This window comes from Nocardia sp. NPDC059180, from assembly GCF_042754945.1.
Taxonomy (GTDB): Bacteria; Actinomycetota; Actinomycetes; order Mycobacteriales; family Mycobacteriaceae; genus Nocardia.
The window spans coordinates 420681-446203 of sequence record NZ_JBHZBU010000006.1; the positions used below are offsets into that span (position 1 = coordinate 420681).

At 66.3% G+C, this 25523-nt stretch carries 22 protein-coding genes; 13 read left to right on the plus strand and 9 right to left on the minus strand.

The features are described from left to right. From ACFXNW_RS21190 to ACFXNW_RS21200, 3 genes are all read left to right on the plus strand, one after another. Complete coding sequence (locus tag ACFXNW_RS21190) at positions 1 to 345, plus strand: type VII secretion target (protein WP_379419430.1); 345 nt, start codon at positions 1 to 3, stop codon at positions 343 to 345. Then, positions 342 to 1244, plus strand: a complete 903-nt coding sequence (locus ACFXNW_RS21195) for a hypothetical protein (RefSeq protein WP_379419431.1) — start codon at positions 342 to 344, stop codon at positions 1242 to 1244. The genes ACFXNW_RS21190 and ACFXNW_RS21195 overlap by 4 nt, the downstream gene beginning before the upstream one ends. Positions 1245 to 1718: 474 nt before the next feature. After that, complete coding sequence (locus ACFXNW_RS21200) at positions 1719 to 1916, plus strand: hypothetical protein (RefSeq protein ID WP_379419432.1); 198 nt, start codon at positions 1719 to 1721, stop codon at positions 1914 to 1916. A gap of 14 nt (positions 1917 to 1930) precedes the next feature. Here the strand turns inward: ACFXNW_RS21200 and hemW are convergent, their stop codons facing one another. Next, positions 1931 to 3091 carry a radical SAM family heme chaperone HemW gene (gene hemW, locus ACFXNW_RS21205; protein WP_379419473.1) on the minus strand — a complete coding sequence of 387 codons (1161 nt, stop codon included), beginning with the start codon at positions 3089 to 3091 and terminating at the stop codon, positions 1931 to 1933. 623 nt (positions 3092 to 3714) lie between these two features. Here hemW and ACFXNW_RS21210 point away from each other — a divergent pair. After that, positions 3715 to 5796 (plus strand): PhoH family protein, encoded by a 2082-nt coding sequence (locus tag ACFXNW_RS21210; RefSeq protein WP_379419474.1) that lies wholly within the window; start codon positions 3715 to 3717, stop codon positions 5794 to 5796. Positions 5797 to 5844: 48 nt separating this feature from the next. Here ACFXNW_RS21210 and ACFXNW_RS21215 read toward each other — a convergent pair whose 3' ends face one another. Next, complete coding sequence (locus ACFXNW_RS21215; protein ID WP_379419433.1) at positions 5845 to 6612, minus strand: hypothetical protein; 768 nt, start codon at positions 6610 to 6612, stop codon at positions 5845 to 5847. A 137-nt stretch (positions 6613 to 6749) separates the two neighbouring features. Between ACFXNW_RS21215 and ybeY the strand changes: the two genes are divergently transcribed. The 7 genes from ybeY to ACFXNW_RS21250 all read left to right on the plus strand — a co-directional run bounded on the left by ybeY (position 6750) and on the right by ACFXNW_RS21250 (position 14362). Continuing rightward, on the plus strand, positions 6750 to 7298 hold the full coding sequence (gene ybeY / locus ACFXNW_RS21220) for an rRNA maturation RNase YbeY (RefSeq protein WP_163827819.1): 549 nt from the start codon (positions 6750 to 6752) through the stop codon (positions 7296 to 7298). Further along, the gene (locus ACFXNW_RS21225) at positions 7295 to 8629 is read left to right on the plus strand and encodes a hemolysin family protein (RefSeq protein WP_379419434.1); all 1335 of its coding nucleotides are present in this window, start codon (positions 7295 to 7297) and stop codon (positions 8627 to 8629) included. The genes ybeY and ACFXNW_RS21225 overlap by 4 nt, the downstream gene beginning before the upstream one ends. Next, positions 8622 to 8972: a cytidine deaminase gene (locus ACFXNW_RS21230; protein ID WP_163827817.1), complete on the plus strand. Its 351-nt coding sequence runs from the start codon at positions 8622 to 8624 to the stop codon at positions 8970 to 8972. The genes ACFXNW_RS21225 and ACFXNW_RS21230 overlap by 8 nt, the downstream gene beginning before the upstream one ends. Further along, a complete protein-coding gene (gene era / locus ACFXNW_RS21235) occupies positions 8965 to 9891 on the plus strand; it encodes a GTPase Era (protein ID WP_379419435.1) in 927 nt (308 codons plus the stop codon). The genes ACFXNW_RS21230 and era overlap by 8 nt, the downstream gene beginning before the upstream one ends. A 127-nt stretch (positions 9892 to 10018) precedes the next feature. Next, positions 10019 to 11539, plus strand: coding sequence for a serine/threonine-protein kinase (locus ACFXNW_RS21240; protein WP_379419436.1), 1521 nt, complete (start codon positions 10019 to 10021; stop codon positions 11537 to 11539). A 13-nt stretch (positions 11540 to 11552) separates the two neighbouring features. After that, entirely contained in the window at positions 11553 to 12803 is a 1251-nt protein-coding gene (locus ACFXNW_RS21245; protein ID WP_379419437.1) for a hypothetical protein, read from the plus strand. Then, positions 12800 to 14362 (plus strand): serine/threonine-protein kinase, encoded by a 1563-nt coding sequence (locus ACFXNW_RS21250; protein ID WP_379419438.1) that lies wholly within the window; start codon positions 12800 to 12802, stop codon positions 14360 to 14362. The genes ACFXNW_RS21245 and ACFXNW_RS21250 overlap by 4 nt, the downstream gene beginning before the upstream one ends. Positions 14363 to 14442: 80 nt before the next feature. On the opposite strand, the gene ACFXNW_RS21255 is transcribed toward ACFXNW_RS21250, so the two are convergent. Continuing rightward, positions 14443 to 15879 carry an amidase gene (locus ACFXNW_RS21255; protein WP_379419439.1) on the minus strand — a complete coding sequence of 479 codons (1437 nt, stop codon included), beginning with the start codon at positions 15877 to 15879 and terminating at the stop codon, positions 14443 to 14445. A gap of 153 nt (positions 15880 to 16032) precedes the next feature. Here ACFXNW_RS21255 and ACFXNW_RS21260 point away from each other — a divergent pair, with 153 nt between their 5' ends. Continuing rightward, entirely contained in the window at positions 16033 to 16899 is an 867-nt protein-coding gene (locus ACFXNW_RS21260) for an alpha/beta fold hydrolase (RefSeq protein WP_379419440.1), read from the plus strand. Positions 16900 to 17051: 152 nt separating this feature from the next. Here ACFXNW_RS21260 and ACFXNW_RS21265 read toward each other — a convergent pair whose 3' ends face one another. The 6 genes from ACFXNW_RS21265 to ACFXNW_RS21290 all read right to left on the minus strand — a co-directional run bounded on the left by ACFXNW_RS21265 (position 17052) and on the right by ACFXNW_RS21290 (position 22712). Then, entirely contained in the window at positions 17052 to 18149 is a 1098-nt protein-coding gene (locus tag ACFXNW_RS21265) for a hypothetical protein (RefSeq protein WP_379419441.1), read from the minus strand. 189 nt (positions 18150 to 18338) lie between these two features. Next, positions 18339 to 19157, minus strand: a complete 819-nt coding sequence (locus ACFXNW_RS21270; protein ID WP_379419442.1) for a hypothetical protein — start codon at positions 19155 to 19157, stop codon at positions 18339 to 18341. 93 nt (positions 19158 to 19250) lie between these two features. Beyond that, complete coding sequence (locus ACFXNW_RS21275) at positions 19251 to 19922, minus strand: hypothetical protein (RefSeq protein WP_379419443.1); 672 nt, start codon at positions 19920 to 19922, stop codon at positions 19251 to 19253. Between the two features lie 393 nt (positions 19923 to 20315). Next, complete coding sequence (locus tag ACFXNW_RS21280) at positions 20316 to 21092, minus strand: hypothetical protein (protein ID WP_379419444.1); 777 nt, start codon at positions 21090 to 21092, stop codon at positions 20316 to 20318. A gap of 27 nt (positions 21093 to 21119) precedes the next feature. Continuing rightward, entirely contained in the window at positions 21120 to 21758 is a 639-nt protein-coding gene (locus ACFXNW_RS21285; protein WP_379419445.1) for a hypothetical protein, read from the minus strand. A 222-nt stretch (positions 21759 to 21980) separates the two neighbouring features. After that, a complete protein-coding gene (locus ACFXNW_RS21290; RefSeq protein ID WP_379419446.1) occupies positions 21981 to 22712 on the minus strand; it encodes an ADP-ribosyltransferase in 732 nt (243 codons plus the stop codon). Positions 22713 to 25076: 2364 nt separating this feature from the next. Between ACFXNW_RS21290 and ACFXNW_RS21295 the strand changes: the two genes are divergently transcribed. Continuing rightward, positions 25077 to 25523: hypothetical protein (locus tag ACFXNW_RS21295; RefSeq protein WP_379419447.1), on the plus strand; the 447-nt coding region annotated here is incomplete at its 3' end.

Below are 25523 nucleotides of genomic sequence, written 5' to 3' on the forward strand. Positions count from 1 at the left end.
ATGACGCAACCGAATCTCGCCGTCGAACCGGATGATCTGCGGCGGCATGCGCGCAGCGTGGCCGGGCTGGTCGAACGCACCCAGACGGCGTTGCAAGCCGCGGAGTATCTTGCCGCCGCCGACGATGGGTTCGGAATGTATCCGCGGCCGTTGGTAAAGCTGTTGCTCGACGACAATCACCAGGGCGCTGTCGACGCGATTCGCAAGGTCACCACTGAGCTGTCCGGGGTTCCGGCCAAGCTCGAAACCAATGCGGCCTCGTTCGAGAGCGCGGACAAGGCGCTCGGAACGACTATCGGCAAGACGGGCCGACCGATCGAAGACGTGGGAGGCTTCCCGCGATGAGCACTCCGTACGGCACCTGGATCAACGAGCACACACCGGGATTCGATGATGCCGCCGCACCGAAGAATCCGCTGATCGCCGACGGTACGGATTATCGCGACGAGTACTTCGCCGAGACGAATTTCATGCTCTCGAATGTGGGGTTCGAGGGTAAAGACGGGCCATGGGGCGTGCTCGAAGGGACCGTTGCCGCCGATTCGTGGAAGGTCGTGTCGCATATCGGCAAGGGCGAGATCGTCGATGCGGTCTTCAGCGGCATCGCCGCCGGCGCCGCACTCAGCAGCATCGGCACGGACCCATTCGGCTTCGTCGGCGGGCAGATCGCCGGTTGGATGCTCGAGCATGTCGAACCACTACGAAAGAGCCTCGACGCGTTGTGGGGCAACGCGGACATGGTCGAGGCCTATTCGGAAACCTGGAAGAACGTTTCGACAGAATTGACCGAGGTCGGCGCGGCATGGCGGACTGCGGTGGACACCGAGGTCGCAGAATGGAATGGCCTTGCCGCCCAGGCCTATCGCGCTCGCGTGGCCACGCTCACCGACCAGGTCGGTGGCGCTGCCGGCGTCGCGGCCGCGCTGGCGGCGACCGTCGAGAAAACGGCCAAGATCGTCGATGCGATTCGCAGCATGGTGTCCGAAGTCCTCGGCGCCCTTGCCGGAGCGTTGATCGGGTACACCATCGAGCTGGCGGTCTCGCTCGGTAGCGCGGCGCCATTGATCGCAGCGCAGGCGTTCTTCAGGATCACCGCAGAGAGCGTCAAAGTCGCCGCACTCATGGCGAAATTGACCAAAGCATGCACGGATATGCTGCCGTACCGGGTAGCGGTCGGAAAGATCGTGGCCGAACTGCTCGGGACCGAAGAGCCGGGAACCGAACCGCAGGCTGCGCCGGCGTAGGTCGGCGATCCGAAGTCGAGGAAACTGTGAACAATTTCGATGCCGGCCGCCGCATGCCTGCGGCACCGATGCCATACGCCCCACCGCCGCAGCTGGTTCCGCCACTGCCATTGCAAGGCGGGCCCGGGGAAATGCCCGCGTACAACCAGGCGATGCTGCCGCCGGATTTCTCGCAGCCATATCTGCATCTTCTCGATCGCCCGATGCCGCACTACATTCCGGAGCCAGGGCCTACGGGCGTCACGGTGCACTTGCGGTATGCGCAATGGGCCCTGCCCGTCAGCCTGCTGACTCGTTTCGCCGGTCCGAAGCTCCTCATCAACGGACGGGAATGGCCCGATATCCCATGGGGCACAACGCATATACCGCTACCGCCTGGCCTGTACCACGTGCGGGTTTGCTGCCGCGGCACGGCGATCGCGCCATGGATGGGATTCGGGCCGATGGGGGGACGATTACGGCCATGCGGACGCCATGCTCGCGGTCGCCCCGGACCACAACATCCACACCTACTATTCAGCACCGGCTGTAGCGACACTGCGGGGCGGGCTGGAGCCCGGAGAACATCGACGCACACCGGGGTTCTGGTTTGCGCTGCCGTTGTCGGTGGTTGCGATGTTCTTCCTGGTCGGCATCCCCATCATCGCCGTCGGCATGGCAGTCGTGGGCTGACTCGGGTTCGTACGTCACCCCACCAGATCGCGCACCACACCGTCTGCCAGCAGACGTCCCTGATCGGTGAGCACCAACCGATCATCGCGCAGCTCGGCCCGCCCATTCGCGACGATCTGTTCCGCTGCCGCGACCCCGGCCGGATCCAGATCACCCATCGGCAATCCGGAGCGCAATCGCACGACCAGCATGATGCGCTCCAGGTAGCGCTCCTCGTCGGTGAGCAATTCCCAACCCGCCGCGGGCAACCCACCTTCACTCACCCGGTCGGCGTAACGCGCCGGATGCTTGACGTTCCACCAGCGCACTCCACCCAGATGACTGTGTGCACCAGGGCCCGCTCCGAGCCAGTCCCCGCCGTCCCAGTAGCCGAGGTTGTGGCGGCAGCGGGCCTCGTCGGAAGCCGCCCAGTTGGAGACCTCGTACCAGGACAGGCCCGCTGCGGCGAGGCGGGCGTCGATGCGTTCGTAGCGGGCCGCGAGGACGTCGTCGTCGGGCGCGGGCAGTTCGCCGCGGCGCACGCGGCGGGCCAGTGCGGTGCCGTCCTCGACGATGAGCGAGTACGCGGAGACGTGGTCGACGCCGGCGTCGAGGACCGCGTCCAAGCTGGCGTCCAGATCGCTGTCGCGTTCGCCGGGAGTGCCGTAGATCAGATCGAGGTTGACGTGCTCGAAGCCGGCCGCCCGGGCCTCCTTGGCCGCGGCGACGGCCCGGCCGGGCGTGTGGGTGCGGTCGAGGACGGCCAGAACGTGTTGTGCCGCGGACTGCATACCTAGTGAGACCCGGGTGTAGCCGGCGGACCGGATCCGCTCGAAGAAGGCGGGTGAGGTCGACTCGGGATTCGATTCCGTGGTGACCTCGGCATCCGCGGCCAGGTCGAATTCGGCGCGCACAGCGTCGAGCACTTCGGCCAGACCGTCGCCACCGAGCAGCGAGGGCGTCCCGCCGCCGACGAACACCGTGGACACCTCGGGCGTGGCGCTCGGTAGGTCCGCGAACTGCCGCGCCGCCGTCGCCAGCTCACCGCGCAGCGCCGTCAGCCAGGACTGCGGCGAGGACGAACTGCCCAGCTCACCGGCGGTGTAGGTATTGAAGTCGCAGTATCCGCAGCGGGTCGCGCAGAACGGCACATGCACGTAGATGCCGAACGGCCCCCCGCCGAAATCGCGCAGCACCGGAACGGAGGCGTCGGCGTGCGGTGTGGTGACAGCGGGGGAACTCACCGTTCCAGTGTGCCCGTGTGCTGCAGCACCAGCACACGCGACCTGGGGTGTTTGCCGCCACGTATCCGCCTGCCGGACCCCGGCCGGCATCGGTGCGGGCGAGCGGCCGGGCCGGGCAGCGGTGAGCTGTCGATCCTGTGGTGTGCGCTGCCGGTTTTTGGTGTGCTGTCGATCCTGGGGCGTGCGCAGCCGATTCCGCGGTGCGCACCGTTGGTCCCGCGATGCCACTGGAGGCGGCTACCCAATCGCGGGGAGCATCGCCATAGTTGCTGGTAGGACGCCCGAGGGTAGCCGGCGACCGCATAATCGGTGGGCGGGCGTCGGTGCCGCGCGTTAAACTTTGAGCATCCACTGCGCATGATCTCCACCGCGCCGGAGCAGGGCCGATGCCGCCGAACACGCGGTGGTCGCCACGGGTGCGGGGGCGGGTGATGCGGCGGCTCCGAGACCGGAAAGCAGGCTATAGCCACTACGTGAGAACCCAAGGTGAGATCGGCGACCCGGCGACACCCGCTGTCGGCAATGGTGCAGACGGCAGCAATACGGGTCCCGCGGCACGCACCGTACGTTCCAGTATCGAACTCGCACCGGAGTCCGTCTTCCCGTTCCTCGGATCGGCCGACCAGAATCTGCGTGAACTCGAGGATCTGCTCGACGCCGACATCCATGTGCGCGGCAACTCGGTCACCCTCACCGGTAAGGCCGCCGACGTGGCGCTGGCCGAGCGTGTCATCGAACAGCTCGTCGCGCTGACCGGCCGCAACCGGGTCGTCACCCCCGAGGCCGTCCGCCACACCGTCTCCATGCTGACCGAGGGCACCGCCGAGTCGCCCGCCGAGGTGCTCAGCCTCGACATCCTGTCCCGCCGCGGCAAGACCATCCGCCCCAAGACGCTCAACCAGAAGCGCTACGTCGACGCCATCGACGCCAACACCATCGTGTTCGGCATCGGCCCGGCAGGCACCGGCAAGACGTATCTGGCCATGGCCAAGGCGGTGCAAGCCCTGCAGTCCAAGCAGGTCAACCGCATCATCCTCACCCGTCCCGCCGTCGAAGCGGGCGAGCGCCTCGGCTTCCTGCCCGGCACCCTCAACGAGAAGATCGACCCCTACCTGCGCCCCCTCTACGACGCCCTGCACGACATGATGGACCCGGAAGCCATCCCGAAGCTCATGGCAGCAGGCGTCATCGAGGTCGCGCCCCTGGCGTACATGCGTGGTCGCGCGCAGCCGGTGTTCACCAAGGTGCTCACCCCCGAGGGGTACCGGCCGATCGGCGAACTAGAGGTCGGTGATCTCGTCATCGGTTCGGACGGTCGTCCGACGCCGGTGTTGGGTGTGTATCCGCAGGGCCCGAAGGAGATCTATCGGGTCTATACCCAGGACGGGTCGTCGACGCTCGCGTCCAGCGACCACCTGTGGTCGGTTTACACCCGTGACGACCGGCGGCGTAACAAGCCGGCGCGGGTGCTCGAGACCAAAGAGATGATCGGCAACCTGCGTGCGGCGCACTACCACCGCTTTGAGCTGCCGCTGCTCGACGCACCCGTGTGCTTCCCACCTCAGCCGGTGCCGATGGATCCGTATGCACTCGGGCTGCTGATCGGCGATGGCTGCTTGACCGGCAAGACCACTCCGAGTTTCGCAACGAACGACGCAGAGTTGGTTGAGGCTCTGCACCATGCGATTCCGGGTATCGCGTTGCGGCGCACCTCACCGGTCGACTACACCCTCAGGCGTGACCCGCAGCCGGGGGAAGTGATCACTCTGGAGAACCCGATCACCGGCGTCGCCCGACGTCTCGGACTGGCGGGCGCCCGGTCGAACACGAAATTCGTCCCGTCGGAGTACCTCTACAACGACGCCGAAGTTCGGCTGGCGGTCCTACAAGGGCTGCTGGATTCCGATGGCGGTCCGGTCACCCAGAACGGGCGGACCTGCCGGATCCAGTTCACCACGGTGTCGGACCGGCTGCGCGATGACGTCGTGTTCCTTGTGCAGTCGCTCGGTGGAGTCGTCTACGCGCGCACGCGCCTCGCAGCGGGTCGCAAGCCCGGTTTGGCACGGGGCCGTGCCGTCCACCATCGCCACGACGCGCACATCCTCGACATCCGATTGCCGGCCGGTATCACGCCGTTCCGGCTCGCCCGCAAAGCCGCGAAGTACGAGACAACAGGTGGCGGCAGGCCGGTGCGGTATATCGACCGCATCGAGCCCGCCGGGACCGAGGAGGCCGTGTGCATCCAGGTGGCGGCCGCGGACTCGCTGTACGTCACCGAGGCCTTCCTGCTCACCCACAACACACTCAACGACTCGTTCATCATCTTGGACGAGGCGCAGAACACCACGGCCGAGCAGATGAAGATGTTCCTGACCAGGCTCGGGTTCGGGTCGAAGATCGTGGTCACCGGTGACGTGACGCAGGTCGACCTGCCGAACGGTTCGCGTTCGGGTTTGCGGGCGGCCAGTGAGATCCTCACCGAGATCGAGGACATCCACTTCTCCGAACTCACCAGCAGCGACGTCGTCCGGCACCGACTCGTCTCCAACATCGTCGACGCCTACGAGCGGTTCGAATCCGAAACCCGCCCGGTCGGCCCGCACCTGCCCGGCAACCGCGCCGAGCGCCGCGCCGCCAACCGCCCCGGACGGCGGTAACGGCGGCGGCACCCGACGTCACGAAGCCCCCGCAGACCGCGCAGCCGGTCAGCGGGGGTATTCCGGGTTCGGCACGACGATAAATCGACCGGCACCGCGCCGTTCGCATTCTTCGCCGTAGTCGATGTCCAATCGCGCCGGCGGGACAACGCTCGCCAGATCCACGACCAGCGCGTGCGCGACAAGATCGCTCAACGACTGCGCGGCCTCCCTGGGTAGGCTGCCATGCAGCTTCTTGTACGGGATCGCACCGACGACCGGTATGCGGCCGTCCCATGCACTCGCCAGGTTCGAGCCGCTGTCGCCTGGCATGTAGTCGATATCGGTCGAATCGCCTTCACCGAGGTCCGCTGCGATTCCGTCGGCGAGTGCACGCCACCAATCCGTCAGCGACCTCGCCTGATAGACGAGCGAGAACTGGTAGAAGTCGGGTGAGGAAGCGAACACCGCACCCCAGCGCCCGGTCTCCGGATCGACGTCCACGTAATAGGTGTCGCCGTTGCCCGGGTCGTGCAGGAACAGCGACGTCCCCACCGGACCGCAATCGGGCGAACCGCCGAACGCGTGGTCCCAGTTCGATGGCTCGCCGATGGCACGTTCCCCGCCCAACCCGAAGTACACACCAGGGGCGGTGCCGACCCAGAACCCGCTGACCTGCCTCAGCAGTGCGCGTTCGGGATCCGGCACTCGGACAGGACACGCGTCCAACTCTGCGTCGGTGAGGCCGGGCAGCAACCGGATCTGCCGTTCATGGCGTTCGGCGAGCGCGCGCAACACGGCCACGAGACCGTCGACGTCGTTGTCCGGACTGATCATTCGAGGGTCCTGCTCTCCTCGCCGGACGCGGCGATATGCGGTTGTCGGATCGAAGGCTCAACCTATCCGGCACTTGCCTGATGGCACCAGGTGGTTCGACTGGAGGTTGCGGCCGCTGTCTCAGCTAGGCTGACCTGGTGAGTATCGAGATCGCCAACGAGTCGGGTATGGACGTGCCCGAGGAAGATCTGGTCGGTGTCGCGCGGTTCGTGATCGCGCGGATGGATGTACACCCGGCCGCGGAGCTGTCCATGGTGCTCGTCGATCTCGACACCATGGCCGACCTGCATATGCGGTGGATGGATCTTCCGGGGCCCACCGATGTGATGTCGTTCCCGATGGACGAGCTCGAGCCGGGTGGGCGGCCGGACAGTCCCGAACCGGGCCCCTCGATGCTCGGCGATATCGTGCTGTGCCCCGAGTTCGCTTTGGCACAGGCCCGCAAGGCCGGCCATTCGCTCGACCACGAACTCTCGCTGCTCACCGTGCACGGTGTGCTGCACCTGCTCGGCTACGACCATGCCGAGCCGGAGGAGGAGAAGGAGATGTTCGCGCTACAGGCCCGGCTGCTCGAGGAGTGGTACGAGAGCCTGCGCGAGGCCAGGCGCCGCGCCGAACTCGCCGAACGTGACGCCAGGCTGCTGGGGAAGGCGGGCTTCACGACGCCGGGTGATTCCCGGGCGTGAACGCGCTGACCCTGATCGTCCTTGCCGTCCTTCTGGTCCCCGTCGGCGGTGTCTTCGCCGCCGTCGACTCCGCGCTCAACACCATTTCTCCCGCCCGCCTCGACGATATGGTGCGCGCCGAGCGCGCAGGTGCCGCCCGCCTGAGCCGCATCGTCGAGGACCGGCCGCGCTATGTGAATCTCATGGTGCTGCTGCGCATCCTGTGCGAGATCACCGCGACCGTCCTGCTCGCGGCCGCGCTGGCGACCATGCTGTCCGACGGGCTCGCGCTGCTGTTGACCGCGATCATCATGGTGCTGGTCGACTATGTCGTGATCGGTGTCGGACCGCGCACACTCGGCCGCCAGCACGCCTATTCGATCGCTTTGACCGCCGCGCTGCCGTTGCAGTTCATCGGCGCGCTGCTCGGTCCGGTCAGCAGACTGCTGATCCTCATCGGTAATGCGATCACCCCAGGTAAGGGTTTCCGCAACGGCCCGTTCGCCTCCGAGATCGAGCTGCGCGAGGTGGTCGATATGGCCCGTGAGCGTGGTGTGGTCGCCGACGACGAACGCCGGATGATCCAGTCGGTCTTCGAACTCGGCGATACCGCGGCAAGGGCGGTGATGGTGCCGCGCACCGAGATGGTGTGGATCGAGCAGGATAAGACGGCCGCGCAGGCCACCTCGCTGGCGGTGCGCAGTGGTCATTCGCGGATCCCGGTGGTCGGCACCAATGTCGACGACATTCTCGGTGTCGTCTACCTCAAAGACCTTGTGCAGTACGGCGATCGTGGCCGCACCGTGCGCGTCGGCGACGTCATGCGGCCCGCGGTGTTCATGCCCGACTCCAAACCGCTGGACGACCTGCTCGACGAGATGCAGCGCCGCCGCAACCATATGGCGCTGCTGGTCGACGAATACGGCGGTATCGCCGGTCTGGTCACCATCGAGGACGTGCTGGAGGAGATAGTCGGCGAGATCGCCGACGAGTACGACACCGACGAGACCCCGCCCATCGAGAAGCTCGACGACGACCGCTACCGGGTGTCGGCACGCCTGTCGGTCGAGGATCTCGGCGAGCTGTACGGCCTCGATATCGAAGAAGAGGACGTCGACACCGTCGGCGGTCTGCTCGCCCACGAACTCGGCCGGGTCCCGCTGCCCGGCTCCGAGATCACCGCGCACGGACTGTTGCTGCGTGGCGAAGGCGGATCCGATACCCGCGGCCGGGTGCGCGTGCACACGGTGGTGGTCAGCCGGGCGGTCGAGGGTGACACGGCATCGAACGGTAACGGCGTGGCGCGGCAGGTCCCGGCCGGCCGAGACGAACAGGAGACACCGAATGACTGAACTGGATGCCGAGGACAACAAGCTGCTGGTCCTCGCGCGCGGTGCCATGGCCCGCACCGAGGGCACCAGCGGTGCCGCGGTCCGCGATACCGACGGCCGCACCTACGCTGCAGGCGAGGTGAAGCTCGAGGCGTTGCGGCTCACCGCGTTGCAGGCGGCGGTCGCTGCCGCGATCTCCAGCGGCGCCGAAGGTTTCGAGGCAGCCGTGGTGGTAGGCGGCAAGTTCTCCGATTCGGGGGTGACCGCGGTGCGCGAGGTATCGGCGCAGGCGCGGATCGTGTTCACCGACCGCGCGGGCGCGGTCTTCGATATTGCCGAGGGTTTCGAGGTACAAGGTGGCTGACCGGTCCGATTCCAAGAAGTCCGGCGAATTCCGGTCCGGCTTCGTCTGTTTCGTCGGCAGGCCGAATACCGGCAAGTCGACGCTGACCAACGCGTTGGTCGGTGCGAAGATCGCGATCACCTCCTCCCGGCCGCAGACCACCCGCCACACCATCCGCGGCATCGTCCATCGCGAACACACTCAGCTGATCCTTGTCGATACCCCCGGACTGCATCGCCCGCGCACCCTGCTCGGCCAGCGGCTCAACGATCTGGTGCGCGACACCTACTCCGAGGTCGACGTGATCGCGCTGTGCATCCCGGCCGACGAGAAGATCGGTCCCGGTGACCGCTGGATCGTGCAGCAGATCCGGCAGATGGCGCCGAAGACGACACTTCTCGGTGTGGTCACCAAGATCGACAAGGTGAGCCGCGACCAGGTCGCCGCGCAGCTGCTGGCGGTGTCGCAGCTGCTCGGTCCCGACGCCGATGTGGTTCCGGTGTCGGCGGTCAAAGGTGAGCAGGTCGAGGTCCTCGTCGATGTGATCGCGTCGAAGATGCCGGAGGGGCCTGCCTTCTATCCCGACGGCGAGTTGACCGACGAACCCGAGGAAACCCTGATGGCCGAGCTCATTCGTGAGGCCGCGCTGGAGGGTGTGCGCGACGAGCTGCCGCATTCGCTGGCCGTCGTCATCGAGGAGATCCTGCCGTACGAGGAGCGCGAGGACATGCTCGACGTGCACGCGCTGCTGTATGTGGAGCGGCCGAGTCAGAAGGCGATCGTCATCGGTAAGGGCGGTTCCCGGCTCAAGGAAGTCGGCACCAATGCCCGCAAGCAGATCGAGCACATCCTCGGTACCCGCATCTATCTGAACCTGCACGTGAAGGTCGCCAAGGATTGGCAGCGCGACCCGAAACAGCTGGGCAAGCTCGGTTTCTGAACCCTGCTATATTCCCGGCGTGTTCGCTGTCGCTTGACCAGGCTTGTCACCGGCTCGCGTCACGATGATGATCAATCGATGCCGGAAGGGTCCCGGCGTCGACGCAGGTGTGGGAGGACAGTGCCGGGTGGAGATTTCCGAGGGTATGGAATTCGCCGGGTATCGCGTCGAGCGCAGACTCGGTGTCGGTGGCATGGGGACCGTGTACCTGGTCCAGCATCCTCGGCTGCCGCGCAAGGATGCACTGAAGGTGCTCTCGGACAGCCACCGCGACGATGCCGAATTCCGCGCGCGGTTCCTGCGGGAGGCGGAGATCGCTGCCGGGCTGAAGCATCCCAATCTGGTCGCGGTCCGGGATCGCGGTGAGTTCGAGGGCCTGCTGTGGCTCACCATGCAGTATGTCGACGGGATCGACGGCGCCGAACTGATTCGCCGGGGTCCGGCGGCATTGCCGTTACCGCGCGCGGTGTACGTCATCGGTGAGGCCGCGCGCGGTCTCGACGAGATCCACCGCGCCGGGCTACTGCACCGGGACGTGAAGCCGGCCAACATCCTGATCGCCGAGCAGCCAGGGGAACCGGACCGAGTGCTGGTGACCGATTTCGGCATCGCCCGCGCTGCCGACGATTCGACCACGCTGGGCGATCCGGGCGGGCTCACCGCGAGCCTGGCATACGCGGCGCCGGAACAGATTCGCGGCGAGGTGCTGGATCGGCGCGCGGATGTGTACGCGTTGGGGTGCACGCTTTTCCAGATGCTGACGGGGACGGTGCCGTTCCAGCGGGACACTCCGGGCGCGGTCCTGTTCGCCCATCTCAACGATCTGCCGCCGCGGCCCTCGCAGGTCGATTCGCGGCTGCCCGCGGGATTCGATGAGGTAATCGCGATCGCGCTGGCCAAGGATCCGGCGCGGCGGTATCCCAGTTGTGGTGCGCTGGCCGAGGCGGCGCACAGGGCGCTGACCGAAGGGGAGGCGCAGACAATCCGGCTCACCGCTCCCGCCACTGCGCAACCCGTTGTGCTCGCGGCCTCCGGACCTGCCTACCGGTCCGGAACACGGGCGCTGCTCAGCGCCGCTGCGGTCGTTGTCGCCGTGCTCGCGGTGTTGATCACGGTGGTCGCATGGCCCGATCGTGGTGAGTCGACGTCGTCGGTGGAGCTGCCGACGCCTTCGATGCCTCCTCCGGTGATATCGCCGGAATGGGCCGCGCACTCGTTCATGGTCGAACCGTTCGCCGATCTCCTGCCGTTTTCGCCGACCGGTATCGGCTATCGGGAGCTGTCGATGTGCGACTCGATCGATGAAGCCCGGAATCTGATTCCACTCGATGCGAAGGTCACCGTCGGCCGGATTCGCTGCAACGGCGATCAGGATCCGGTCGGCGTTTTCGATCTCGAATGCTTCGCCGACCGTACCCAGGTGAGGCCGGCCCCGCGAGAGGGTATCGACGGCGAAGAACGGTGGGACCGGCCCTCGGGTACCGGCACGCTGCGGTGGGGCCACTACACCACGGTGCGCGGAGAGTCTTGGGGACGGCTCGAGGTGTTCTTCGACGGCCGCGACCGGAATTTCTGCCGCATCACAGTGACGGGCCCTGTGCCCGGTGCGGAGCTGCGGGCCCGCTGGTGGTTGGATGCGCCGCTGTGACAAGGAGAGACGAATGAGCTTGTGCGCCAACGCGATCCGACGGTTCTGCGTCATCGCGGTGATTGCGGCGACAGCAAGCTGTGGGGTGCAGGGCAATCCGGTCCCCGAGCAGACAGATCTCGCCTCGCTCGACGTCGGCTACCGCGCCGTGAGGCCATTGACCGAGCCGCCCAACGACAGCGAGCGATACGGCCGGGTACTCGAATCGGTGCGGATGGCCGAAGCGTTGATCGACCCCGCCGAGGCCGATCCTGCGTTGAAGTACGCGCTCGGGTCGGTGCGCTCCTCCCCGCTGCCCACACCCGCCAAGACGACCGGCCTGCTCGCCGCACCGGCCAGGGCGGTGCTGGCCCGCTACGGCATGATTGCGGGCTTCGTCGCCGGTGGCGCCGATCGCGAGGTCAGGGGCGTTCCGCTGGTGGGGGCGGCGCGGATGATAACGGTGTTGCTGTTGCGGTTCCCGGACAACGACTCCGCGCGGCGCGCCGCCCAGGAGATCGACGCGATCGATGCCGCGGTCAGCACGGAAAACATCGCTGTGGCACTCGATGGTCACCCGGACGCACACGCACACTGGCGGCCGACGGTCCCGACGATGGCCGCGACGGCGGCGCAGGGGCCGTTCGTCATCAGCCTGATGATCGGCCACACCTCGCCGGATCGGGATGCGCTCACCGGGCTCGCCTCCGCCGCGCTCGACGCCCAGGTGACGCGGCTGGACGAGTTTCGGCCCACCTCACGCGACGAGATCGCGAATCTACCGCTCGACAATGAGGGCATGCTGAGCCGAATGGTGCCGGAAGAACCGGGGCAGTGGCCGTTTCCGATGGTGATCGCGGCGAGTTCGGAGGAGAACGCCGGCTGGAACACCGCGACACTTCCGGTCGGTGTGGTCTACGGACCGCGCGCCGCGCATCTGCACTGGGGGCGTCCGGGTGATGGCGAGCCCGCCGGGGAGCCGTTGGAACTGCTGGCCCTCAACGGTCTCTTCGCGCTGGCTCGATTCGCCGACGCCACCGTGGCCCGCCGTGACTACGACGCCCATGCCGGGGAAGTATCCGAACCCGGATACCGCGCGGCGCAGGCGCCCGACGATATCCCGGACACCCGCTGCGTCGAATACCTGGCGGCGTCATCGAAGGCGCTGCGCTTCTCCTGCCGCATCCTCCAGGGCCGTTATCAGGCATTTGTTCGCGGTCGGACCCTCGAATCCACCTATCAGCTGGCAGCTGCGCAGTACGTGCTGCTGGTGACCACCGCGTGAGCGGTCCGCTCCAGCCGGGGTCGGTGTTCGCCGGTTACCTTGTCGAGGCTGTGCTCGGTAGCGGCGGGATGGGCACGGTTTATCTGGTTCGGCATCCACGGTTGCCGCGCCGCGATGCACTGAAGGTGTTGTCTCCACAGCGCAGTGCCGATGCCGAGTTCCGGGCGCGATTTGTCCGTGAGGCCGATCTCGCCGCCCGGCTCGATCATCCGAACGTCATCGCGGTGCACGATCGCGGGGTGTCCGACGGTCTGCTGTGGATTGCCATGCAGTACGTCGACGGCATCGACGCCGCCGGGCTCATTCGCCGCGAGCCGGGTGGGCTGGCACCGGCGCGGGTCGAACACATCCTCACGCAGGCGGCTCGCGGTCTGGACGCGGCGCACCGGGCCGGGATGCTGCACCGAGATGTCAAACCCGCGAATATTCTCATCGAATCGCGGGCTGATGGGCCCGAACGCGTGTTCGTCACCGATTTCGGGATTGCCAGGGCTGCCGGTGATTCCACTGCACTCACGGAAGCGGGCGTGGTGCTGGCAACCCTCGCCTATGCCGCACCGGAACAGCTCACCGCGCGCCCCGTGGATCAACGCGCCGACGTCTACGCACTGGGCTGCACGCTCTACGAACTGCTGACCGGGGCCAAGCCGTATCCGCGCGCGAACGCCGCCGCGGTGCTGCATGCGCATCTACGGGATGCACCGCCGCGGCCGTCGGCGGTGCATCGCGGACTACCGCAGGCGATCGACGACGTGGTGGCGTGCGCACTGGCGAAGGATCCTGCCGACAGGTACCCGTCGTGTGGTGAACTGGCGGCGGCGGTGTCGGCGGCGCTGTCCGGAACGACGATTGTTGCGCGCACCGGCTCCTCCGGGCAGTCGGCGGGTCAGTATTCGACCCACGTTCAGGTCGATGGTGCCGCAAACGCGTCGCGCTCGCCCCGTGGGCGGATCGCCATGGTGGTGTCAGCGGCGGTGGTCGCCGTGATCGCCGTCATCACGGCAACGGTGTGGCTGGGGAATTCGGGCGATACCGCGGCGCCGGCCGCCGCGGCGACATCGACCACCGTCCCCGTACCATCGACGACAGCTTCCGATGACTTGGCGACGTGGGGCACTCATATCGCCATGACCACGAAGTTTCCGGGATTGCTACCCGCCACTCCGGACGTACTCGGCTATCAGGGTCTGAGTTGTGCTGCGGTGGACGAGCAGGGACGACCCGCCGATCTCAATGCTCCGGTCGGAGAGGTTACCGAGGTGGAGTGCCGCGGTGACCGTCGCCCGGTGGAACGGATTACGGTGAGCTGCCGAGTCGACTCCGCCGTGGTGAAGGTGTATCCCGTGGATGGGATGGTCGTCAGCGGCGATGCCGCATGGGAGCGCGTGTCCGGACGGGGCCAGATCATCTGGGGCGAGGTCGCCACGCGTAGTGGCGAGGTTTTCGGCACGCTGCTGATCGGCTTCGACGACATGCGGTCACACTGCCGCATGGTGGTCATCGGCGGCTACTCCGGGCAGGCCCTCTACGAGCAGTGGTGGCCTGGCGCGCCGATCTGACGGTATCGCCGTGCGGGGGAACAGCTCTCGTCCGTCAGTGGGCGAAGCGCGATGTGACGACTGGCTGCCCCGCTGAAACATCACCACCAGGATTCTGGACGCTGACGCTCCCAATGCAGTTCCGATTCCAGTTGCGCGGCAAGCGAAACCAGCAGCGGTTCGGTGCTTGCGGTACCCATCAACTGGGCCCCGACCGGCAGCCCGGTCGCGGTGAACCCAGCGGGCACATTGACGCTCGGCCAGCCCAGCACATTCCACGGCCACGTGTACGGACATGCGGCGGTGATCAGATTGTTGGTGGCGACGACACCGATATCGTCGATTTCCTCCGCGCGCGGCGGGGGAGTGGCCGTCGTGGGGGCGAGCACCACATCGAAGTCGTCGAAGAAGCGTCCGATACGCCGGTGCAGCAATGCCTCCGCTTGGCGTGCCGCGAACAACGCGGGCCCACTCAGCAGCTGACCGGTGCGCACATTCGCCATAGTGCGTGGGTCGACTCTGGCGCCCGGCATCTGGTCGTGCACGGCCCGAATTCCCGCCATCGAGCGCGGGAGGAAGGAAGCACCGATCATGACTCCGTAGTGCAGGTCCGTCACGGTGACCGAATGGCCCAGCTCACGCAGGGTTTTCGCGATGCGGTGCACCCCGGCCTCGACCTCTGGATGCAGTTCGGTCCGGGTGGCGGTGAACGGGATGTTCAACGAGAGCGCGATACGCAACCGGCCCGGGTCGCGGCCCACCGCATCGGAGAGCGTCAGTGGTGCCGGGGTGTGCTTGTCGCCCGGATGTGGGCCCGCGGCGGCGTCGAGCAGCAGCGCCGCATCACCGACGGTGCGCGCCAGTGGACCGTTGACCGTGAGCCCGTTGAACGCCTCGGCCAGCGGCCAGGTCGAAATCCGCCCACGCTGCGGTTTGATGCCGACCAGATTCGTCCACGCGGCCGGGATGCGGACCGAACCCGCGCCATCGGAACCCAGCGCGGCCGGTACCAGCCCCGCCGCCACCGCGGCCGACGAACCACCGGAGGATCCGCCCGGAGTATGCGCCCGTCCCCACGGGTTGCGGGTGTGTCCGAAGGCCGCGCCGCTGGTGAACGGCAACTGCCCGTATTCGCAGGTATTGGTCTTGCCGACGATCACCGCTCCGGCCGCGCGCAGCCTGCGCACCGACTCTGCATCCTCGGTCTTCGGGGCGAAATCACCGCCGGCGCCGAACGCCGTCGGTTCGCCCGCGATATCGGTGTCGTCCTTGACCGCGATCGGCACACCGAGCAGCGGCAGCCGCTCACCCGCCGCGATCCGCCGATCCGCCTCCGCGGCCTCGGCCAGCGCCCGCTCCCGGCGCACGATCCGGAACGCGTTCAGTGCCGGCTGGCTGGCTTCGATGCGATCGAGCGCATCGGTGGTGGCGGCCACCGAACTGATCGTCGTGCCCGCAATGGCCTCGGCCAGCTCGGCCAAGCCGAGGTCGCGCACGGGCGAACCCGCCCGGTTCATCGTGTTGTCTGGCACGGCCATGTGAGCCCCGTCTCTTCGTTCCTCTGCTGTGCACGGTAGCGCTTATCTGGTCAATCGTCCAGAACGCTTGCCGGTGTTAACCGCTCCGACTGTGGACATACATACGGCATGTATGTAACAGTGGCGGTGTCCGATCTACAGGGGAGACACATCATGGGAATCAGTCCTTCACTCGGCCGGATCCGCGACATCGACTTGCCTGCCGGGCGCATCCGCTATCACGACACCGGTGACGGCCCGCCGGTCGTTTTCGTGCACGGTCTGCTGGTCAATGCCGATCTGTGGCGCGAAGTCGTGCCCGGGGTCGCGGCGGTTGGCCACCGCTGCCTTACCCCGGACTGGCCGCTCGGGGCACATACGGTCGCGATGCCCGGCGCCGATCTCACCCCGTCAGGCGTCGCCGACATCATCGCAACATTCCTGGAACGCCTCGACCTCACCGACGTCACGATCGTCGCCAACGACACCGGCGGCGCCATCACCCAGATCTTGATGACCCGCAACCCTGAACGTATCGGCCGCGTCGTCCTCGCTTCGGTCGACTGCTACGACAAGTTCCTGCCGCAACCGTTCACCCTGCTCGGCAAGCTCGCCCGGCTGCCGGGGTCGATGCGTCCCGCCACCGAACTGCTGCGCATCCGTGCCCTGCACCGGCTTTCGTTCGCCTTCGGCTGGGTTGCCAAACGCCCGATCCCCGCCGACATCGTCGACTCCTACCTGCTCCCGAGCCGAACCTCGGGCGCCATCCGCAAGGACGTCCGCCACTTCCTGAAATCGGCCAACGCCCGCTACACCCTCGAAGCCGCCACTCGATTCCCGTCCGTCACATTCCCGGTTCTGCTGGTCTGGGCGCGCGAAGAAAAGCTCTTCCCGGTGCCGCTCGCCGAACGAATGGCGCGCGAACTACCCGACGCCACCCTGAAACTCGTCGACGACGCCTACACCTTCCTTCCGGAAGATCAGCCGGACCAGCTGACTCAGCACATCCTCGAGTTCATGAGGGAGCACGTGGTCCGATAGGTGCAACCCGGTGGCGTCGGGTGTCAATTTCCTGCGCGACCCGCTGCATTCGGCGTCGCGGAGCACTACCGGCCGCTGCGGGTCGGCGGTGCCGGCTACCGATCGATCAGCCGTGCGTTCTCGACCGGTAGCTGATGGTCGATTGCCGGCACCTACCGGTGATCCTCGGGCCAGTGGTATTCGACCTGCTGGTCGTCGATCGCGACACCCTGGCGGCGCAGACTGTCCACCACCTGGGCAGTGATGCGGCGGGGCGGGCGGTAGTGGGTGCTGTGGTCGGAGATGACGCGGATGACGCCGAACGACGCGGCGAGTTCACCCGCACCGGCAGACGGCGCTCCGGCCAGGAAGCTGGAGTGGTGGAATCGGCCGAGGAGGTGGTGCGGAGAGGAGTAGAGGATGCCGTCGGCGTCCATGACGAAGATCGCGCGGCCACCTTGCGGCGTCCACAGGGTGCGCGCGGCCGCGGTGTCGAAGAGTTGGCCGCGGCTGTCGTAGAGGCGTCCGTCGCGGATATGCAGCCGGTACGGCTGACGCTCCTGCTCGTCGAGATAGGTGACGTGACTGCTGTGCCAGCGCGAATTCCCGGGCAAATGCTCGCCGACGAACTCGGGCTGGATCGGCGTCGTGCGGTACCGCCCGCGCTGCTCGCCTGCCGACGGCAGTAACGGAGTGACCTGCCGCGGCTCGAGATCGGTGCATTCGATCAGTTCGCGCAGCACATCCTCAGCCGCACGATCACGACTCGTGGTGAGGATCGCGATACCACTGCTCTCCGGCCAATACGGCGCAATGAACCCGACTTCGGCGCCCGAGTGCAATCGCAGCAGCAGAAACGCCTGCTGAGAATCATTGCGCCGCTGGAACTGCTGCCCCAGGACCTGCTCGATCCGCCACACCGGACGATTCGACACCCCGATGGCCGACGCGTTCGCGAACTCCTCGAACCGGCTGTCGGGCAAGCACTGAAACGGCGGCTCCGGCCACGGCCGCATCGCATCCAGCCTCCCGAGGACCGCCGCCAGAAACCACCGGAACTCCGCTTCGCCATGCTCGGTCGGAATCGAGGCCGTCAGCAGATCCGTGGAATCCAACCCCTCGACCAGCGCCTGATACCCCTCCTCAGGACTCACTCCCAAAAACGGCCGCGCCACCATCGTGTCCGCAATCTTCTGCACAGTGCTCGCCGAATCGAGATCGTCGAACTGCACGCTGTACAGAAGTGCATTGACGACGCCTTTGTTACCCACCCCGGATCCCTCCCTTACGAAGCTGAGCTAAGAACCTACCCATCCGGTCATAGCCGCATCGAGGCCGGTATCGGTTCCAGTCGCGTTCGTGAGGCTGTGCCGAGGAGCTCACCTATTCGTCTCCTGCCCGGGCAGTCGCGATATCCGACCCACCTACGTCCGCAAAGAATTCCAGATATACCGCATCGGTCAGTACTCCTCGGCGAAGGTGCGCAGTTCCCTCAGCGAAGGAGCGATCCCTTCGGGTAGGTTCGGCTCGATCAGGCCCGAGTACTCGTCATGGGGGTACCGTCGGCAATCGCGAATCGCGTCGATCGGATGGAGTCCCGCTGCGTACCTGTCGCTGAGTCGTGCGACCCACAGACCACGACCGACGATCCCGGCCTTGCCCGCGCGCCTCAGGGGCAGGTATCCGGCGGCATTCTCCGTTGGCGACGCCCACAGCACCGCAATAATCTCCCCATCTTTCGACACCTGAAGGAAGTGAACCGGTGTGGACGCCTCCCCGGCGTAGGTGGGCGGGCTGACAGTGTGCGGTGCGCTCCATAGCCTGTAGCCGCTTGGCGCCCTACCGTCAGGTATCCACTCGGCATCCTGGATCAAGGGGCCTTCGCCCATCCGCGGGCCCTCGGGATTGAGCTGGTCCCACAGGGCTTGCTTGGAACTTGCTTGCTGCGCTTCAGCTTCCACGGGAACGCCGCCACAACGAGAGCCCTCGGGATGTCCCACCCAGCGCTGGATCGCCTGCTCTGGAGCCAGCTTGTCCCGGCAATTTTCATCCAAACGCTCGTCCCAGAACTCCGGGCAGGTCAAGTTGTCGGGGTCGGCCGATAGCCGGCGCATATAGCCCGCCGCACGGCTTCCGATTCCCGCCCACAGATATCCGATGAGCTCGCCGCGGCGTACAACCGGCAGGTAGACCACCGGATATCTGGTCCAGCGATCGTAGGCCTGCCCGAACTGTGGCGGCGGAATCTGCGAAAAATCGGGGAACTGAGGGTAGGTCATATCAGGCGAACTCCGTGTGGCTGATATGGGAAAGACTGTCGCAGATGGAATCGAGCGCTCGCTCCCGCAGAGCCGACCGGCCTTGTGAGGCACTCATTCGTCGGCGGCCTCACGTAGCTCGGCCAGCGATGGTGCGACGCCTTCGGGCGCATCAGGTTCGATCCAGCCGGAGTATTCGTCGTAGGGGAACCTGCGGCAGTAGCGGATTGCATCGACGGGGTGACGTCCCTCTGCGAAGCAGTTGCTGAGTCGGGCAAGCCACAGACCGCGCCCGTTGATGCCCTCCAGGCCGGCGTACCGGAGCGGCAGGTAGCCGGCCGCCTGCTCGGTCGGTGACGCCCACAAGAATCCGACAACCTCCCCGTTTTTCGTGACCTCGAGAAAATGAACGGGTGTCGCCGTCTCACCTGCATACGTAGGAGGGTTGGAAACGTATGCTGCGCTCCAGAGTCTTTCAGGACCCGTAGAAGTACCGTCAGGAAACACGTTGTCCTGGATCAAGGGGCCTTCGCCCAAGGGTGGACCCTCAGGATTCAGTTGATCCCAGAGGGCATGAATGGAATTTGCCTGCTGCACTGTGGCTCCCGCGGGCACGCCCCCGCATCGCGGATCTTCGGGTTGCCCCACCCAGTGCTGTATTGCCTGTTCAGCGGTGAGCCTGTTCCGGCAGTTTTCGGTCAGGCGCGTCTCCCATAATGCCTCACAAGTGAGATTGTCGGGATCGGTGGAAATCTTCCGCATATGGCCTGCGGCGTCGATTCCCATACCGGCCCACAGGTACCCGATCAATGTACCTCTCCGGAGGATCGGGAGGTAAATGACTGGCTGCCGGGTCCATCCCGCGAATGCATTCGAGAATTGTGGAGAAGGCCGAAGGGGAGGGAGGTCCTGATGAATGTTGCCCATATCGGAAGCTCCTAGCCGGACTTCGGGTGATCGTTGACGTAGTGCAATCGCAGAAGGCTATGGCCCTGGCGGTATCACCGTGGCTCTGATCAAAATTCTGCACCCCGGTGTACTGATCGCTTGGGGTTATCGATGACCTCGGTGATCCGATACTTGGGTGGAAAGCGGCGGTCGATTGTTGATTGAGGAGCGCCGCGGTGCGCGAGTTCTCGAGCGACGCCGATGCCCTGGCCGGCCGCTCTACTGGATGCATCATCTGTTCGCGAAACTCTTCAGCTCATCGAGAGTGGATGCGACGAGTTCACGTGCACCTGGGGCGATTTGACCGGACAAGAAGTCGTGTGGGTATTCGCGGAAGTGGCGAATAGCTTGCAGCGGAGCTGTTCCCGCTGCGTACGAGTCGGACAATCGCATCCGCCAGAGGCCGGCGGCAGTCCTCGCCTGTTCACCTGCACTGGCGACCGGCAGGTAGTCGGCGGCAAGCTCAGTCGGTGACGCCCAGAGGTAGGCAATGAGATCGCCATCCTTGATCACTGGCACGTAGTGAACGGGCGAGCCCGTCTGCTTGGCGTACGTCGGCGGGCTCACAATGTCGGGCGTACTCCAACCCTTCGAGCGGTCGACCGGTGTACCGCTTGGGAACTCGCCGTCTTGAATCCATGGGCCTTCCCCCATGGGCTCTGCGTGAGGATTCAACTCCGCCCACATGTGTTGCAGGGAGGGGGCCTGCTGTTCGACAGCACCCGCGACAATGCCCCCACATCGCGGGTGCTCGGGCACTCCGATCCACTGTCGTATCGCGGCAACAGGGTCCAGCCCTTGACGGTAGTTTTCCGACAGGCGGTCGAACCAGAAGCTCAGGCAGGTCAAATTGTCCGAATCGGCGGCCAGGCAGCGCTCGTAGCCGGCCGCATTGCTACCGACAGCGCCCCAGAGGTAGCCGATCAACCGTCCCCCGCTGGTGACGGGGAGATACCGCACCGGCTTGCGGGTCCGACATTCGTAATTCACTTTGTTGGCGGGTTCCACTGTGTAGCACTCTGTGACGAGGATCGATCACTCATCGGCAGCGGCGCGTAGTTCCCCGAGCGACGGCGCGACCCCTTCCGGCGCATCAGGTTCGATCCAGCCGGAGTATTCGTTGTAGGGGAACCTGCGGCAGTAGCGGATTGCGTCGACGGGGTGGCGTCCGGCAGCGAAGCAGTCGCTGAGTCGGGCAAGCCAGCGGCCACGGCCGACTATTCCGTCCTTCCCGGCGTATCGCAGTGGGAGGTAATCGGCGGCCTGTTCGGTCGGTGAGGCCCAAAGAAACGCGACGACCTCGCCATTTTTCGTGATCGGGATGAAATGGACGGGTGTAGTGGCTTCTTGGGCGTAGGTCGGTTCTGCGATGCTGCTCGGTGTAGACCACCCTTTCGAGCGGTCCACCGGTGTCCCGCTGGGAAATTCGTCGTCCTGTACCCACGGTCCTTCGCCAATGGGCGGGCCCTCCGGATTGAGTTGATCCCACAGCGCTTGCTTGCTCGGCGCCTGTTGCAATCTGGCCTCTGCTGGCACGCCACCGCAGCGTGGATCTTCAGGGACGCCGATCCACGACTGGATCGCCTGCTCTGGGGTAAGCCCATTCTGGTAGTTCGTAGTGAGACGGTGGTGCCAGAAATCTGGGCGGGTGATGTTGTCGGGGTCGACGGACATGCGCCGCATATAGCCAGCGGCTTGACTTCCGATGCCGGCCCATAGGTAACCGATCAAATGGGCTCCGGCGACGACCGGGAGGTAGATGACCGGCCTGCGAGTCCAACGGCTGTAGTCATCGGGCATTGGAATGGGCGGTGGGGGGGGAGCGAATTGGTCGTCAGGGTTCACAGGAATGGCCTTTCAGAACGTCGCGTGGGGTTGGCTCGGGCGGTGGCTGGATTACGTACCAGGGGGTACCAACTGTGCTCTGATCAAATACCGGACTCCGTTGTATTGGCTGCCGCGCGGATTCTCGATCACGTCCACGATTTCGAACCGGGCGCCGCGCGGGAGGAGCAGCTCTCGTTGGTCCGGATAAGCGCTTCGGGATCCCATCCATACGCCGGGCGACCCGGCCGGGACATCGAGTTCCATCCGGAACTCCCGGTCGAAGTGTGGCGGTGGAGTTGCGCCGAGGCTGGTGGACATGAAGCCCGGTTCGGTCTGCCGTGTTCCGATCAAGGAGCGTGGATCGCCCCCGGCGCCGAGCGGATTGCCGCTGTGATCGCGGAGGAATCCGACATCTCCGAGTCCACGCACCACCTGGACGCCCTCGGGAAGTGGACGATTGAGGGCTCGGTCGAGCCCCTGGCAATGCGCGTTGAGCATGTCCCAGGTCGGATATGTGCCGAAGTTTCGCCACATCGCACCGAAGCGGCTGGCATTGGACCACATCGACCCTATGCGATCTGCCGGATCAGGACTGCCGAGAATATCTTGGATGATGCGACGCTGATCCGGTGCCAATCGGCCCTGGTTGAGTAGGTCCTGAAGATAGGCAGAGCTTGGCGGCCAACCATTTGGACCGAACAACGGGGCGAGGGTCTGCTGGGCGTGGTAATCCCGTGTCATATTGTTCAGATGGTCGCGTGGGCGCTGCTCGCGAAGGAACTCGTTGATCCATGAGTTCACGGTGTATTGGTATGCGTGGCCGAATTCCTCGCGCGTCATCCGGTCACGGGTCGGGCCGAGGTTCTGCTCGCCGTACCGAGCGCCGTCACCGTTCGAACGGAACTGGCGGGCAGGTGGCGGAGACGGTGTCGGGTTGTGCTGATCCGCTGAGGATGAACCGCCGAACCATCGGTTCCATCGGCTCGGGCGCGACGGCGGTGTTGTACTCGGTGGTCGTGTGCCAGCGGGGTTTACGGGATTCGGGGCGTGGGCTGCGGCAGGTGGTGTCGGGCGCGGGGCTGCGCTCGGGGGCCGGGGTGGGGTGGAGTGTGTGGCCGGGGCCGTGTGCGGTCGCGCGGGGTTGCGTGGCGGGGGTGCCGACGGTCTGGCGGGGTTCGGCCGTGCCGGGGTCGGCGTGTGGCCGGCTGGGCGGGGGCTCGGGTTGGATTCCGGTGCGCGGGTGATGTGTTCGTCGCCGCGCGGTGGCATCGGATTTGTGTTGCGGAGCGCGGGTGACGAAGTGGGGCTGTGCGTCGGTGTCGTCGGCGGAGTGCGGTTAGCGGCGCGTGGCCAGAAGTCCGGCAGTTGAGACCTGCGTCGGTGGAAGTCCGGGTCTTGGTGGGCGTAGAGGGGTGGGGAGGGGGCTGGGTTTCTGGTGTCCGCGGGGCGTTCTGGGGTGGTGCGGGTCGGCGCGTTCTCGTGCTGAGCTGGGTTCGTTCGCGATGGGTCGGTCGGGTTGGTCCGGGACGGATCGGTGGAAGGGGTCCGGGACGGATCGGTGGAAGGGGTTCGGGATGGGTCGGTGGGGGAGGTGCGAGCAGGGGAGGTGTTGGGCGGCGCGGTGTTTGGATTATGTGCGGGGTTGTCGGTGGAGCGTGCGGATGTGGGTGGGTTGCCGTTGGTCGGCGGGGTCGGGCGTTGGTTGGTCGGGGCGCCGGCGGCCGCGTGTGCTGGCGCTGCGTTGTCGGCAGGGGGTGGGGTGGTTCGGGGCGCGGAGTCGGTGGGTGTGTTGTGGGTGGGGATGCCGGTGGACGGTGGGGTTGCCGTGGCTGTCGAGGCCGCCGAGGTGTCGGTGGGGATGGCGGTTAGGTTCTGCTGGGTGTTGGTGGGTGAGGCCGAGGGAGTGGTGACCGGATGTGTCGGCTGAGGTTGCGCGCCGTTGTCCGGTGTGTGGGCGGTGTTTGGGGTGTTGCCCGTCGTGGGGTCCGGCAGGTCGAGGGAGCTGGGGTCTGGGGTCGGCGACGCTGTCGGGGACTGTGGGGTTGTCGGCGGCGCCGCACTGCCCGCCGCGTTCTGTTCGGGCGGATCGACGCGGTTCGGCGGTTGGTTGGTTGTTGGGGCGGTGTTGCCCTGTTCGGGGAGGTCGAGTGTGTTCGGGGCCTGGGTGGGTGGCGTGGTTTGGGCGGGTGGTTGGTTGGTCGTTGGGGCGGTGTTGCCCTGCTCGGGGAGGTCGAGGGTGCTCGAGGTCGGGGTAGATGACGGGGGCTGGGTGGGAGGTTGGTCGGTGGCCGATGCTGGGTTGCTCTGCTCAGGGAGGTCCAGAGTGTTCGGGGTTTGGCTCTGCGGTGCGGTGGGCGCGTCTTGGTCGGGGAGATCGAGGGAACTCGGGGGCCGGTCGTTGCCGGGGGCGCTGGGTGTGTTCGGGCGCGAGGGGTCACCGCCGGAGCCGATGCCGGTGCCAGTGTTGGCACCTGAGCTCGATCCGGTATCGGCGGTCCCGGTCCCGGTGCCCGTGTTGGAGTTGGAGTCGGTGGTGGGGCCAGCGCCTGTGCCTGGGGCGGGGGCTGGGGCTGGGCTTGTGCCGGTACCCGCGCTCGTGCCGGCGCCTGTACCCAGACCGGCTCCGGTGCCCGTGCCTGTGCCTGTGCCCGTGCCTGTGCCCGTGTTGGAGCTGGTGTCGGTGGTGGGGCCAGTACCTGTGCCTGAGGCGAAGCTCGTGTTGGAGCCCGTGCCGGTGTCGTCTGGCGGGGTTTGTGTGTTGTCGGGTTGAGTTGCGGGGCCGCCGGTTTCGGATGATTGCGCCGGGGTGGGGGATGGGGATTGGTTGCCGTGCGGCTGAGATGAGGCGTCGTCGTCGCCGTCGTCGTTGGCAGGCGAGTTGCTGGGTGGCGCCGGTGGTTCGTTCGGCGGCGGTGGGTTGTTGCCTCCGGTGCTGCCGGAGCTGTTCTCGCCGTTGCCTTCCGACTGGCTCTGTCCGGCCGGGCCGTTGTCACCGCTAGGCGGGGCTGATGGGGTGGGTGGAGTGTTCGGCGGTGGATTGCTTCCGGATTCACCGGTGGACGTGATGTTTTGGTTCGGGGGCGGGGTATCGTCGGGCTGGGTTTCCGCAACACTGCTGCCAGAGTTGTTGGCGCCACTCTGGTTTACGCCGGGGTTGTTGCCCTCTTGGTTCTCGTTGCCGCCGGTGTTGTTGGGGCCGCCTGCGGAGGCCGGTTGGGTGTTGGCGGGAGGCTGGTTGTTGTTGTCGTTCCCGGTGTTCGGGTCGTTGTTGGGGTCACCTGCCGCAGCCGGTTGGGTGCGTGCGGGAGGCCCGTTGCCGTTGCCGTTGCCGTTGCCGGTGCCGTTCTCGCCGCCGCGGTCGGGGTTGTTGTTGTTTTCACCCCGGCTGGGATCGTTGTTGTTCTCGGGATCCTGATTGGGCGGGTCGTCGTTGTTCGGCCCGTTCTCGGGTCCTTCTTCCGGCCCGTTCTCGGGATCGTTCTCGGGTCCGTTGTCGCCGCCGTCGTCGTTTCCGCCGCGGTCGAATTGGTTCTGTGCGGCGCCGGCGGCGGCGCTGGTGAAGGTGTCGGCGGTGAGTTCGAAGTCTTCGCCGGTGATGGCGGCCATGGCGGC